Annotated in this window: 11 protein-coding genes; 5 read left to right on the forward strand and 6 right to left on the reverse strand. The window is 56.2% G+C overall.

Going from position 1 to position 13,893, the window contains the following annotated elements; genetic code table 11:
• Nucleotides 1-30: 30 nt before the first annotated feature.
• From AC0V6M_RS11310 to ribB, 3 genes are all read right to left on the reverse strand, one after another.
• On the reverse strand, nt 31-708 hold the full coding sequence (locus tag AC0V6M_RS11310; RefSeq protein WP_486138904.1) for a MarR family transcriptional regulator: 678 nt from the start codon (nt 706-708) through the stop codon (nt 31-33).
• 569 nt (nt 709-1,277) lie between these two features.
• Nucleotides 1,278-1,700 (reverse strand): 6,7-dimethyl-8-ribityllumazine synthase, encoded by a 423-nt coding sequence (gene ribH / locus AC0V6M_RS11315; protein ID WP_486138905.1) that lies wholly within the window; start codon nt 1,698-1,700, stop codon nt 1,278-1,280.
• A 5-nt stretch (nt 1,701-1,705) separates the two neighbouring features.
• On the reverse strand, nt 1,706-2,956 hold the full coding sequence (ribB, locus tag AC0V6M_RS11320) for a 3,4-dihydroxy-2-butanone-4-phosphate synthase (protein WP_486138906.1): 1,251 nt from the start codon (nt 2,954-2,956) through the stop codon (nt 1,706-1,708).
• A gap of 360 nt (nt 2,957-3,316) precedes the next feature.
• Here ribB and AC0V6M_RS11325 point away from each other — a divergent pair, with 360 nt between their 5' ends.
• The 4 genes from AC0V6M_RS11325 to AC0V6M_RS11340 all read left to right on the forward strand — a co-directional run bounded on the left by AC0V6M_RS11325 (nt 3,317) and on the right by AC0V6M_RS11340 (nt 8,400).
• Entirely contained in the window at nt 3,317-4,432 is a 1,116-nt protein-coding gene (locus AC0V6M_RS11325) for a CaiB/BaiF CoA transferase family protein (protein ID WP_486138907.1), read from the forward strand.
• On the forward strand, nt 4,432-4,719 hold the full coding sequence (locus AC0V6M_RS11330) for a YciI family protein (RefSeq protein WP_486138909.1): 288 nt from the start codon (nt 4,432-4,434) through the stop codon (nt 4,717-4,719). The genes AC0V6M_RS11325 and AC0V6M_RS11330 overlap by 1 nt, the downstream gene beginning before the upstream one ends.
• Before the next feature lie 381 nt (nt 4,720-5,100).
• On the forward strand, nt 5,101-7,359 hold the full coding sequence (locus AC0V6M_RS11335) for a TonB-dependent hemoglobin/transferrin/lactoferrin family receptor (protein ID WP_486138910.1): 2,259 nt from the start codon (nt 5,101-5,103) through the stop codon (nt 7,357-7,359).
• An 18-nt stretch (nt 7,360-7,377) separates the two neighbouring features.
• Entirely contained in the window at nt 7,378-8,400 is a 1,023-nt protein-coding gene (locus AC0V6M_RS11340; RefSeq protein ID WP_486138911.1) for a DUF6607 family protein, read from the forward strand.
• 600 nt (nt 8,401-9,000) lie between these two features.
• Here AC0V6M_RS11340 and AC0V6M_RS11345 read toward each other — a convergent pair.
• Genes AC0V6M_RS11345 through AC0V6M_RS11355 form a run of 3 tightly spaced genes read right to left on the reverse strand, consistent with a single transcriptional unit; the run spans nt 9,001 to nt 10,958 of the window.
• A complete protein-coding gene (locus tag AC0V6M_RS11345; RefSeq protein ID WP_486138912.1) occupies nt 9,001-9,516 on the reverse strand; it encodes a hypothetical protein in 516 nt (171 codons plus the stop codon).
• Nucleotides 9,517-9,520: 4 nt separating this feature from the next.
• A complete protein-coding gene (locus AC0V6M_RS11350; protein ID WP_486138913.1) occupies nt 9,521-10,384 on the reverse strand; it encodes a hypothetical protein in 864 nt (287 codons plus the stop codon).
• Entirely contained in the window at nt 10,362-10,958 is a 597-nt protein-coding gene (locus tag AC0V6M_RS11355) for a hypothetical protein (protein ID WP_486138914.1), read from the reverse strand. The genes AC0V6M_RS11350 and AC0V6M_RS11355 overlap by 23 nt, the downstream gene beginning before the upstream one ends.
• A 208-nt stretch (nt 10,959-11,166) precedes the next feature.
• Here AC0V6M_RS11355 and AC0V6M_RS11360 point away from each other — a divergent pair, with 208 nt between their 5' ends.
• Nucleotides 11,167-13,857 (forward strand): protein kinase domain-containing protein, encoded by a 2,691-nt coding sequence (locus AC0V6M_RS11360; RefSeq protein ID WP_486138915.1) that lies wholly within the window; start codon nt 11,167-11,169, stop codon nt 13,855-13,857.
• The last annotated feature ends 36 nt before the right edge of the window (nt 13,858-13,893 follow it).

The raw sequence follows: 13,893 nt of genomic DNA on the forward strand, positions 1-13,893 counted from the left end.
AGCAGCGGGTTTGATGCGTCGGCGCGGTAGCTAAGCCGCGCCGCGCTTCACCGCCTCTTCGAAGTAGCGGTCCATCGATGCCAGGCCGGTGTCGCTCAGGCGCACCAAAACGCGGCGCTGATCCTCGGGGTCTTGCTCGCGCAGGATGAGGCCTTGCTCCGCCAATACGCCGAGCCAACGCAGCCCGGTGGTGGGCGGCGCGGCAGAGCCGATGCAGGCGCTGGAGACGGAAACAGACTTATCGTCGACATGCGCGACGTACAGGTCGAGCAGGATGTCCCAAGCCGGCTCTCCAAACAGGTCAGGATCACCGAAGAAGGTGCCGCGTGTGCGGCGCACATCATAGGCCTTGCGCGCCATCAGTGCATAGCTGCGCCGCCGGGCTGACAGGTCTGCTGGCGCGCTCTTTGGCGCGTCTGGGTTTGGGCTAGCGGCGCCTCCATTCCAAGCGTTCGCGCTAGCCCTTCCTGTGGCGTGGGCAAGTGAGGCAAAAGCGGCGGCCTGATCGCCGGAGCGCAATTGCTCTGCGATGGCGATCAATTGGTCCGCAACGGGTGTAAGGTCGCCAATGGATTGGGGGGCGCTTGCCCGAGGCCCGTTCTTGCTTTCGAAAGGCGCATGCTCACCCGCTGCACCATGACCTGTCAGGGCGCTGTCTGTCACACGCTGTTCGGACATGTCGCCGTCCGACATATCGCGATCTGACATGTCGCGGTCTGACAAAGGTGATCTGCGAGCCCCATCCATGGTTAGCTCGGTGCGATCTTAGTAAGAGATGTGAAACTCGGGCGAACCAAGCAATCCTCCTTGCACATATGGGCTTGAAGATTGGTTGAACGGTTTGCCCCCGGTCACCCTGTTTCGCCCTGATGTCTCTCCGTAATGGAGTCGAAGACATTTGGCTTTACGTGTGATTACGCATGTGGCCGTTTGGGCGGTTTTGGTCCCTCTATTCCTGACATGAAATCCATGCGCAGTTTTGTGATCGCGGCATCCACATGTGCTGCGGCAATAAAGGCGCCGATCCTATCGAGATGCGATAGCTGGGCCTCTAGGGTCATGATTATCGGCGCAATCTCAGCTTGGATTGCGTTCTCTTGAGCGGTCAAAATAAATGGATCCCAATTCGAAGGTCATTTTCGGCGTCCCGCGCACTGCAACGCGCGCCGAGTTGATGGCTGCTAATTCAACCTAATGCCTTCATAAAATCTACAGAGGGAAACTACGTAGTTTTCGTCCGATAATTCGAGGTTGGGACAGCTTCCTATAGGGTGGGATTAGCGGGGGAACCTCTCAGTCAGCTCCAGCAAAGCCAGAGCCGCTTTCGCCGCTTCACCGCCTTTATCCTTGGCTGCGGGATTGGCGCGTTCCAGCGCTTGCGCCTCGTTTTCAGTGGTGATGATGCCATTGCCGATTGGAATACCATCCATGGTCAGCGCCATGATCGCCCGCGCGCTTTCCCCAGCCACGATCTCAAAGTGATAGGTTTCGCCGCGGATCACCACGCCGATTGCGACGAAGGCGTCATAGCCTCCGCCTTCCGCGGCCAGCGCAATTGCGCCCGGGATTTCTAGAGCTCCAGGCACGGTGAGCACTTCTGCCTCATGCCCCGCAGCCTCAATCGCGGCCTTCGCGCCAGCGATCAGCATGTCATTAAGATGCGCATAGAAACGCGCTTCGACGATCAGAATGCGGGCCATAGTGTTTACTCCGAAATGGGGTGGTGCCCGACGATGTTCAGGCCGTAGCCTTCGATCGCCACGACATTGGGCTGTGAATTGGACAACAGGATCATATCATCGACGCCCAGATCGGCGAGGATTTGTGAGCCGATGCCGACATTGCGATTGGCTTCATCGGCGGTGTATTCGCCGCTCGAGCCGACCCGGCCGGTCAGGATCACGATGATCCCAGAGCCGTGCTCACCAATCGCCTGCATTGCGCGTTGCAAAGTGCGTTTGCGCGGACCGGGCTGGCCCAGCACATCGTCAAACACCGAGATTGGGTGAACGCGCGCGAGGGTGGCCTCTCCGGGCTGAATGTGGCCCTTTTGCAAAACGTAGGCCTCGTTGTCGGACACCGTGTTGCGATAGGTGATCATCCGCCACTGGCCGCCATAATCGGAATCGAACGCGCGCTCTCCCAGCCGCTCAACCAGATGGTCGTTGCGCATCCGGTAAGCGATGAGATCGCGGATTGTCCCGATCTTGAGATCATGCTTGCGGGCGAAGGCGACCAGATCATCGAGCCTCGCCATTGAGCCATCATCGTTCATGATCTCGCAAATCACGCCGCTGGGGTTGAGGCCTGCGAGGCGCGAGATATCGACCGCCGCCTCGGTATGGCCTGCGCGCACCAGCACGCCGCCATCACGCGCTGTCAGCGGGAAGACATGGCCTGGCGTAACAATGTCGTCCGGGCCCTTGGTTGCATCAATCGCCACCGAGACGGTGCGCGCCCGGTCCGCCGCAGAGATGCCGGTGGTCACGCCCTCTTTCGCCTCGATCGAGATCGTGAAAGCCGTTTGCATGCTTTCCTTATTGTTGCGGCTCATCGGCTCTAGGCCCAGCTGATCGACCCGTGCCTTATCTAGGGATAGACAGATCAGGCCGCGCCCGTAGGTCGCCATGAAGTTGATCGCGGCCGGCGTTGCCATTTGCCCCGGGATGATCAGGTCGCCCTCGTTTTCGCGGTCTTCATCATCGACCAGAATGTACATCTTGCCATTGCGCGCTTCGTCGATGATCTCTTCGATCCCGACCAGAACGGGGCGCTCGTCATTGGCGTCCAGGAACGCCTCCAGCTTGGTCAGCGTCTCTGTCGTGGGGTTCCAGTCCTCATCCGCGCAATCGCGCAGAGTGTTGGCGTGAAGGCCAGCGGCGCGGGCGAGGCCGGCTTTGGTCATCTCGCCGCTTTCGACGAGTGTGCGAACGCGTGTGATTGTTGATGTGCTCATATTTGCGAGTTATCACATTTCAATGTGACTTCAAGGGGCGAGATGCGCTCTGTGGAACACATTTGCGATTCTCGAAACTGTGACTTTTAGGCGAAAGCGCTCTTTTTTAGTTACTTACACCTCAAATACAGCGTGACGTTGTGACTTTTGAGATGTGCGCAATCCTCGCGCACCGCCGCATCAATCGACATCCACAATGGAAAAGAGCCATGGCCGGGCTAGCAAAATTGCACTCAGTAGGAAAAATTGCGGCCATCCCGGCTTTGACCTTCGCACAAGTCTGCTTACACGTGATGCAAGGCCCGCCTGCAATCGCGGAGCTTTTTCTCGAAGCAAATAGTAGCGTGGTTCTGAACGATTATGGGCAAACTCTCCGGGATTACAGTCCTTGACCTAACGCAGTTTCTGCCCGGTCCAATGATGACCGTGATGATGGCAGATCAAGGCGCGCGCGTTATCAAGATTGAGCCACAAGCAGGCGATCCCGCTCGCGATATGCAGCCGCGTGCCCGCTATGACGGCGCGGATCATTCTGTGTGGTTTGCGAACCTCAATCGCGGCAAGGAAAGCGTGGTTCTGGACCTTAAGAGCGAGGCTGGCCAAACCACTTTGGCTGAGCTTTGCCGCACTGCTGACGTTTTTGTCGAAGGGTTCCGGCCCGGCGTGATGAAACGGTTGGGTTTCGATTTTGATAGCGTGAAAGCGATCAAGCCCGATATCATTTACTGCTCAATCTCGGCCTTCGGCCAAACTGGCGAAATCGCGCATCATCCGGCGCATGATATGGCGGTGCAAGCGCTCGCTGGGTTTTTGTCCGTCAATGATGGCGCCGACGGAACGCCCGTGGTCCCCGGTGTGGCCAGCGCGGATTTGGCAGCGGGGTTAACGGCCCTTTCCGCCGTTTTGATGGCGCTCGTCGGTCGCTCTAGCAGCGGCGAGGGCGCCTATATTGATTGCGCGATGTTCGACAGCCTGCTGCCATGGAGTGCGCACACCGCCAGCAGCGCGATAGCGGGCGGGCAAAGCCCGGTTTCATCGCGCCAGCGATCATTGGGCGGGGCGGGCTTCTATCAGATATATCGCACCAAAGACGAGCGCCACGTCGCGCTTGGCGGGCGAGAGATCAAGTTTGCGAAAAACCTGCTCACCGCATTGGGACGCGAAGACCTGATCGCTCATGCTGAGCGCGAGGCAGGAGAGCAGGGCGAACTGATCCAATTCCTGCGTGACACCTTCAGGACGAAATCGCGCGATCAGTGGGAGGCGTGGTTTGCAGACAAAGATGTTGCATTCGCGCCTGTTCTGAACTTTCGCGAGGCACTCGACCAGCCGCATATTGCCGAACGCGGATTGTTGATCGAGGCGGATGGCGGTGCCAATCACATTGCGCCCGCCATCCGGTTTTCAGGCGATGATTGGCAAGCTGGTGCTGTGCCGCAAATTGGCTCAGGCCTCAAACAGAATGAAGGTTCCTAATGCCGCTATATGCTTTCTACTGCCGTGATGGCGAGAACGGCCCCGCATTGCGCGAGAGGTTCCGGGCCCAGCATATGGCGCATGTCGATGCGCATCTTGGTGACTACGCGGTCGCTGGTCCGCTGATGCAGGATGGAGAACCATCCGGCTCTCTATTGGTGATCAAGGCGACCGATGAAAAGGAAGCCCGGGCCAAATTCGAAGCTGACCCCTATTTCAGCGCTGGCGTATGGCAATCGATCCGCGCATCGGAATTTCGTGCGATAACCGGTGAATGGGCAGGCTGACTTTCTGATCGTTTCCAGCCAAGGCGTTCGGCGTGGCGAGCGTAGAGAGGCAACTGACGTGAAGGACGGCAAAGTTGAGTTCAATATGTGTAGCTGTAGGCTGCGCGAATTCGATCCGTCGCACCGACTGCGCAAATTCCAGGACGATGCGGTGATTACCTTCGAGCAAAAAGACTGCGTCCGCTCCACTACTAAAGACGAAAGTAGTGACCAAAGAACGGATAACTCCCCCAAGTTGAGCGGGTGGAGAGGCGCAAGATCGCTCTCAAGACAGGCGATGGCAAGTCGATAAGCGATGTCAACAGCATTGACAAAATCCTGGCACCACTAGATGCTAATGCAAGTGACTCGCATTTGCGAATCACTATGGAGGAATTTCACTTGTCAATTACCCGTCTCAGTCATGCTGCCCGAGCAGCATGTTCTGCCATCGCTATTATGTCCGCTTGCGCGGCAAACGCTTCGGAAGAAGCCGCAGAGGATCAACAAACCAACCAAAACACTATCACCGTCACTGCGACGCGCGCGCCCGTGACGATTGCCGACGCCCCCGCAACGGTGACGGTTATCGATGCTGAGCAGATTGCGGATGAGCTAGTCACCGACATTCGCGACCTCGTGCGCTTTGAGCCAGGTGTTACTGTCCGCCGCGCTCCAGCCCGCTTTGGCGCTGCGCTCGGCACGACTGGGCGCGCTGGCAATGAGGATTTCAATATTCGCGGGATCGGCGGCAACCGTGTGCTGATCCAGGTGGATGGTATTCGCGCGCCGCAAGGGTTTGCATTTGGCGCGCAAAGCGTTGGCCGAGACAGCGCCAGTGACCTTGGCCTGATCAAGTCGGTCGAGATCCTGCGCGGGCCTGCGTCAGCATTTTACGGCAGTGACGGGCTGGCCGGCGCGATCAGCTTCACAACGTCGGACCCCGAAGATTTCATTGATGATGGGAACCGCATCGGCGGCTTTATGCGTGCGCAATATGGCTCTGCCGACAATGAGTTCGCTGGCACGTCTGCCATCGCGGGCAGTGTCGGAAATTTCTCGGCGCTGCTCGCCTACTCGCGCCGCGATTTTGAAGAGCTCGACAACCAGGCAAACGTTGGCGGCGAAGGCCCCACGCGCACCTTGCCCAATCCCCAAGACGGCGAATCCAACGCACTGCTCGGCAAATTGGTCTGGAGCGATGGCGGCCACCGCATTCGTCTGACCGGCGAGTATCTTGAGCGCGAGGTGTTCTCCGATGTGCTGACCGGGCGCGGGCCTGTCTTCCTATTCGGCCCAACGCCCAGCTGGATTGTCGACAATCTAACGGCGCTCGACACGACAGAGCGCACCCGCGTTTCAGCCGATTGGACATGGACCGCTGATGAAGCTGGCACTGGCTTTATCGATTACGCCCATCTTGCTGCCTATTGGCAGGATGGCGAAGATCGTCAATTTGCAGATGAAGATCGCTCACCAACCGGGGTAACACCGCGTCCTGATCGCGAACGGCTCAACACGTTTGAGAACCGCGTCTATGGCGGCGTCGCAGACTTCCGTTCGAGCTTTGACACTGGCGGCGTCTCGCACACGCTCTCCTATGGCGGTGATGTGAGCTTCACCCGGCAAGAAGGCCTGCGTGATGGAGTGGTGCCGCCATTTGGCGAGGTCTTCCCCACGCGCGCCTTCCCAGTCACCGACTTCACGCTCGGCGGCATATTTGTGGGTAACGCGGTGGAGATTGCTGACGGCGCATTCACGCTTTACCCAGCAGTACGGTTCGACTTTTATGATCTGGACCCGACCGATGATCCGCTTTTGCCGACCTTTTCAGCATCGGGACAAGATGGCTCCCGCCTCTCACCGAAAGTCGGCGCGGTTCTTAAGCTGGGCAATGGCGATGTCCGCCTGTTCGCAAACTACGCGCAAGGTTTCCGCGCGCCAACGCCAAGCCAGGTCAACAACTTCTTTGAAAACCTGGCATTCGGCTACACCTCTGCGCCCAACCCGGATCTCGAGCCAGAAACCAGCGAAACATTTGAGGGCGGTGTGCGCTACGGCACGGATGAGATTGATCTGTCGCTCACTGGCTTTGTCGCCGACTATGACAACTTCATAAGCCAAGAGGTTGTTAGCGGCACCGGCACGCCATTTGATCCCAGTGTTTTCCAATTCGTCAATCTCGACAGCGTCAAGGTCAACGGCGTCGAGGCAAGAGCCAGCTACCAGGCGCAGAACGGTTTCCGCACCCGGTTCGCCATCGCCTATGCCGATGGCGAGGTGCAATCACCCGGCGCGCCTGTTGCTGCTCTTTCGACCATCGACCCGCTCAATGCGGTGTTCGGCATTGGCTATCGCGACCCGGATCGGCGCTTCGGCGGCGAGTTGATCGTCACTTACAATGCGCGCAAGGAAGCGAATGAAACGGTCGGCGTGTGCAATGGCACTTGTTTCCGTCCAGAAGAGTTCGCGATCTTTGATGCAACGGCCTTCTACCGCTTCAACGACACATTCACGCTGCGCGCCGGCCTCTTCAACATCACGGATAGGGCCTATTCCTATTGGAGCGATGTTCGCGGCCTGACTGATGCGTCCACCATCACCGAAGCCTTCACTCAACCCGGCCGCAATTTCAGCGTCTCGCTCAGCGCCGCTTTTTGATCTCAGGAGAATGAACCCGTGAAACTTGCAAACTTATTTGGCGGCGCCGTTTGCGCCCTTGCTCTTGCAACCAGCCCAGCACTCGCTGACGCCCCTGTCGGTGAACGCACAAGCGCTCAGGAAAGCGCATCGTTCGAGGCGGACCGCGCCGACATTCTGGCAATGGCAGGCGACTTCAAAGTTACCTTCGATATGAAAGAAACGACCCCTTGGCGCGAAGGCTATGAGCCGATCGATGCCAAAATCTCAGGCGGGCATGAAAGCGTGCGGGTGATCGAGGATACGGGCCGCAAGATTGTGCTGCAGCACCTGCTGGTGGTTGGACCGGAAGCGAACCCGTTTGTCATCAAGCACTGGCGGCAGGATTGGGAATATGAGCCTGAGCAAATCTTGACTTACAACAGCACGGGCAAATGGGTGCTGGAAGATGTGCCGGAACCAATGCGAGCTGGTCGTTGGTCGCAAACAGTCTACCAGGTGGATGACAGCCCGCGCTATGCCGGGTGGGGGCAATGGGAAACCACCAATGGTGTGCGCCGCTGGCGATCAAATTGGACCGTGCGCCCGCTCGCCCGCCGCGATGCGACGCGAAATCCGGATTATGATCACTACCGCTCGATCAACCGTCATCAGCCCTTTCCGGGCGGCTGGATTCATTGGCAAGACAACACGAAGATGAAGTGGGTCGACGGTGAAACTGTGCCCTATGTCCAGGAGAGCGTGCTCAACACCTATGTCGCATTTGACGGTTATCCCACTGGAGCCGCTGATGCATACTGGAAAGCGACCGAGGATTATTGGGCCGTCGTGCGCGCAGAATGGGATAAAGCGATCGCAAGCGGCAACGGCGTAACTGTCGAGGAAGAGGCCAACACTGGCACTGTCATCAGTGGCCGCTTGCTTGAGATCGGCACGCAAGTCCACATGGGCGAAATGGAGCAGTCGGCTGCGATTGCCGAGGCTCAAACTTTAATCCGCACCGCTGCGGCTGCACCCGCTACGGCAAGAGCCACTAACGATGCAAAGGATGCTGGATACTGAGAGACCAATGCAATGCGTGCCGAACATCACCACTTCGGCTCGTCAGACACGCATTCTCTCTGAACCCTACAGGCTGCTGCACCAGAAACATTACGTATTGGAAATGATGGTTCTGGTGCGGCTTTGGCAATAGTCTGATCGAGTTTAGGTGTTCGGCCAAGTTGCCGAATGTACGCGCCGACTCTTTGGGGACGGATCGCAATCGACCTGTTGGTCAAACCCATGAATTGTACATCCGCTTGTTGGGTTGTTTCCCTCAACGCTATCGGTCTGCTCACGACCACTTGTGGGAATTAGCCAATTTACCGGTTCCCAACCAGTCCAATGCAATGAGCGGTGGCAGATTCTCGGACACAAGTGGACTGCCCGCTTACAAGTGACAAGGCCGTGAAAGCCGACGTTCCGCTTGTGGGCCGAGTGCGGAATGTCCGGTTGGGTGCGACAACTCGCAATAAGCAGACGCTTCGCTAGCCAAATATAAAATTGAACTCTCGAAATGCACTCGGTTGGCACTGCCAGAAGCCTTGTGTCCTTCCTCGACAATCATAGTCGGGGCTGGCTAGTCGCAAAGGACGACCATCTGTTAGCGCGGCGTGGCCCTTACTTCTCTGGCCGCTGCCTCATGAGGTGCTGAGCGTACAAGCCACCGACTTGGCGCATATCCAATACGTCGGACACGCCGATGATGCGATCTTCATCGTCGAACACTATAATGCGCCCAGTGTCGGTCGGATATAGGCTCTTCCGAAGATATTCACTCATATCCAGCGTCGAGACCAGATCCTTCTTTTTAGGACGACTGAACATAGCGATCTTGGCTGCACACAGTTTTACCGCTCGATCATGAGCCTGTTTTCCATCTCGTTCGACGTCGGCTTTCGCTTTGAGGACATGTACGTGCACGTTGTGAAGACTGCTGCGTGGGTATTTTGCGGCCTGCTCCGCATTATCGAGCGGGTAGCCCTTCCAAGACACTGCGCCCCCGTATCCTTCACTGCAGTGGATCCAGCCGAGGTATCCGTACTTCGTCGGCGTTTGCGCTTGAGCTGACGCTGCATGAACGGAAGTGAACACGAATCCAATAGCGATGTGTAAATAATTAATTTTCCTAAACATTCGCTCAATTCCGATCTTCTAAAATCTTCTCGAGTCCTTCGGCGTAATCGCGCAGATTCTGGCAGATGATCTCAGTGGAAGCGCATTCTCCCTTTGCGGATGGATCATGCTGCGTTTGAGATTCAGGTTTTGGTGCAGGCAACGGGCTTGGAAATGTCCTACCCCCTTGGGCCCGAAGAGCGTCGCCGCGATCAATAGCCTGAAGGATTCCCTCAAATTCTTCCTCAGAACGCGCCGCAACCGTGTAGTGGGAGCAATCCAAATTACCTTGCTGCTGCGCAGCTCCAGCGCTGTACCAGATCAGATTGGCAACGCCGCGTTTCTTGTTTGCCGGCGTTCCATCAGCCCGAACGAAGGTCTTGAAGCGATCGTGGAAAGCCGATCCATTTTGCAGCACCTCGGGACAGATGCTCAGCTTGTTTCCTTCAAAATATCCGAAAGCAAATCCTTGACCCTGGACCTCGTCAGCCTCCAGCACAATTATGAAAAGGTTAGCCTTCCCGCCTTTCAGAAGTGTGCTGGAATGTTTGCGCTCCGAGATCCAGTTGGCGGATTGCTCGTTAGCGAGTGCCCGGTCGATCGGAACCATTCCAATCCGAAATTTTCGGAACAAGAACTCGGTCGTGTTCGGCTCTGCATCGGTATAGATCGGCAAGTGCCACTTTGAAGCGCCTGCAAAATGAAGGCCGAGCGGGCCGTATTGATCGCTAATCGTGATGATCTCATCACTCTTGCGATGGTAGAAATCGGAGCTGTCGTAGATTTTCTGCTTACTCTCCCAGCAGCCAGCCAATGCGAAACAGGCAATTAGTAACGCAACAGGACGTCTCAAGATGCGCATGGAGTTAGCTCGTTCGACCTTTGCCAAGGGCGATCGCCCGACCTCGGTCAGAGTAGAGCTTCATATTCCTTAGCCTCGGGCTAGACTCTTTGAAGTAGCGGACGCAAGTGGTGGTGCAGCTATTGTTGCCCGAGCGGTGCCGAACATTGATGATTTCACAGGTGTAGGTGTCCTGTCGAACATTCCACACACCAGCCAACGGGGCTCTTGTGGTCCGGTTGATTGCCGGCTCGATCCGGAAGCGAACCGGCGCGCTAAAGATGTCTCCAGAACAGCGCCGGTAAATGCTGTTCTTTCTTATCAGCTCGGCTTTGTCCTCGGCGGGAAGTATCTCCTTTATCTCAATGGTTCCAGCCCGCGCATTGTAAGTGGCTAGCCCCGCCGCGCCTTGCTTGCCTTCTTTCGAATATTCATAGCGTTCGACGGTCTGAGTAAAACCGAAGATCAAGTTGCGCTTGTAGAAGCTCGTGACGGCACCTGACTTGTAGACGAGGTACTTACCAATAATAGACGACGGCGGTGCTCCGCCTGCCTGAGATGACGCCAGTGAGGTTGCGCTGAGTGTACACGCTAGCGCGCCAATCAAGACCTTTAATCGCATACTTACCCTCCGGCTTAAATCCACGTTGCTGTTCTGGTTGCATTTGGTTTTTTCGGATTTCAATAAGCAAGAACCGGACAGCGATAAGCAATCACGAACCGATAACGAAGCGCCAATTTTCTGATAATTGCCCTCGACAGATTGGACAAAGCACTCGACTCTGCCGGTCTATTTAGAGCCTGTCAGAGGCGGCTGAGAAAGGGGCGAAATGCATCACCACTCCATCTTTCGGTTCACTTCCTTTGCTCTTGGAGAGAAGTCACCGCTCGTCCTCGACAACACCAAGTCTGAACTTCGATTTTGTGGCCGAGCTATCCATCTCGAACCTCTTGCCTTGAAACTTTTGAGCGCTTTGATGGCAAGAGCGGGCGAGCTGATTGCGCGTGATGATCTTTTGGAACTCCTGTCACGAGATGAAGCACGCGGCCATACATCTGGTGGGCAAGTGCTGAACAACACGGTCTCCTACCTCCGAAAGCGCCTCACGGCCGAAATCAGCTCAGAAGCCGCTGCGCTGGTGAAGACAGGCCGCGGCGGATACTTCTTCGATGCCGATGTCACAGCCGAAGCACAAGCAGCGGCGGCTCCGTCACACGAGCGTTTGTCGGCGGGTGATCATGTGGCAACTGCTCGGTCGATCCTAGTCGACCGGATCGGAATAAATTCAGGGATAGAAGAATGGATTGGTCATCGTTCGGACGATGTCGAGCAGTCTTGCCGAATACGAATTGCAACCACCAGCGATGGCGCACGCAGGCTGCAACATGAAAAACGAGTTTATGATTATCTGGATGAAAGCGAGCTGACGAAGAACTCATTTGTTCAACCGCGTTCAAATCTGAAGATGCCTGTCCATCAATCGCTCACTTGGGACCTCCCGCCGCATTCTCTCAAATATCTAGACAATACACATGGCTTGTTGGACGAGTTGAGTGCGAAGGAAAGGCTTGGCCTTGCCAAGCAGATCGTTTCGATGATCGCGAAACTCAACGAAGCTGGCGTCATTCACGGTGACCTGAAACTCGCCAACATCTATGTCTTTGCGAACGGAGGCAAAGGTAGGGATGGCATCAAAGAAGTCCGTATAGGCGGTTTCGCTCACGCTTATGTTGAGCCGGAGGCGGATGGGTCATCGAATGGTTGGGGCACTCAAGCTCGGAGCTGGCGAATTCGCCGATCAGGCTCGTTGGCCTATTGCGCGCCGGAACTTTTCGATCAGAGCCCAATCACGGTTCAAAGCGATGTATATGCGATTGGGATCATCCTCTATAAGATTTTTGCAGGTTCATCGGCGCTCCCTTTCGAAGCGAACTGGCAAGACGAAATAGCTTGTCCGGTCTTACGCAAGGACATCGCGGCCTGTACCGCACGTAGCCCTTCTAAGCGTTTGTCAGACGCCTCTGAACTATTCGTTCGGCTTGATCGCTATCAGAGCCGAGTAGAGGCCAAAGAGAAACAGAGCGAACTGATCGCAAAGGCTGAGAGAGCCAAAAAGCGCCGGCCTGTTCTGTTGAGCGCGTTGGCGATCCTTGCCGTTCTTGCTGCATCATTTGGCATTCTTTCGATTTCGCAGAAGGCTGCGAACGAACGCATTCTGGCAGAGGCTAATGAAGCCGCAATGGCCAGAGATGCTCTGCGTTCAATCCTACTGTCCGCCGATCCTCGCAGCACAACCGGAAGTTCTGGAGAATCAGTAGAACAGCTTCTTGAGCGCGCCAGCCAGAATGCTTCCAATGCAACGACCGATCCAACAGAACTTTCAACGCTTCACCTGATCCTTGCCGAAGCGTATCGCGGGCGCGGCGATGTCAAAGCAGAATTGAAGCATCTCAAGGCAGCAGTTCCCCCTCTTGCGAAACTGGGTGAACTCGAAAGACTGGCCACAACGCGATACGCAATGGCCAACAGCCTTCTGATTGCTGGCAGCCGCTCTGCGACAGACAATCAACGCGAGGCTCTTTCTCAAGTCGCTCTGGCAAACGCCGACTATGACAAAATTGCCAAACCATCCGCGGATCTTCGGGCAGCGCGCGCCTACGCCGACGGCATGATAAGATCACAGGGTGGTGATTTTGAAGATGCGCTAAGCGGCCTGCGGCCTTGGTTAGCGATCGTGCGTGAAAACGATGTTCCCTTGGACCGAAGAAAGTACAACGCCATTGTGCTGGTGGCTCAAGCGCAGCTCAGGACTGGCGATCCCAAGACCGCTTTCGAAACCCTCGAATGGCTACGTTCAAAGGAAACCGACGAAATCGCGCCGTATATCCGGGTCAATCGGAAATCCATGCAAGCCTTCGTCAGCAGCGCCTTAGGTCGCGCAGACACTAGCGACAGGTTCGATCAGCTGCTCTCATCGATAAAATCGATCTACGACGAAGGTAGCCTGCCCGAGGCATCAGCGCGCAATTATTATGGCATCTACCTTGAAAGCATCGGGCGGCTTGAAGAAGCTGCATCAAACCAAAAAATCTCGAAATCGATTTTTTGTGAGCGTGTGCCGACTGCACTTTATTGTGAAGGCCCGCGCGTCAACTTGGCGTCAATTTCGGTCAAGCAAGGCCGATACGACGAAGCATCTCAAGACCTCGACATTGTAGAAAGTGTTTTTGAAGATGATTTCCCGACCGGACTTGCTCAGATCATATTCCTACGGGGATTGATAGCTATGGGACGTGGTGACTGGTCTGAGGCGTCATCGCGGTTTCAGTCTATCACGCCTGAAGAGCTCGAAGCGGCGTCCCCGACGGGCAAATGGTCTGCGGTTCTTTCCGTCATGAAAGAGATTTCAAGCAATCCCGACAATCCTTCGATAATTGATAAAGCAACCCGCGGCCCGAGCGCCCAGCAGTTGGATAAGTCCACCATAGACTGGCTCACCAGCATGAGAGCAGGGGTGTGAGTGGATTCCTAAAGAGCTTCAGCAAGGGCGCAATCT

The sequence above is a fragment of the Erythrobacter sp. JB3-1 genome, from assembly GCF_057364995.1.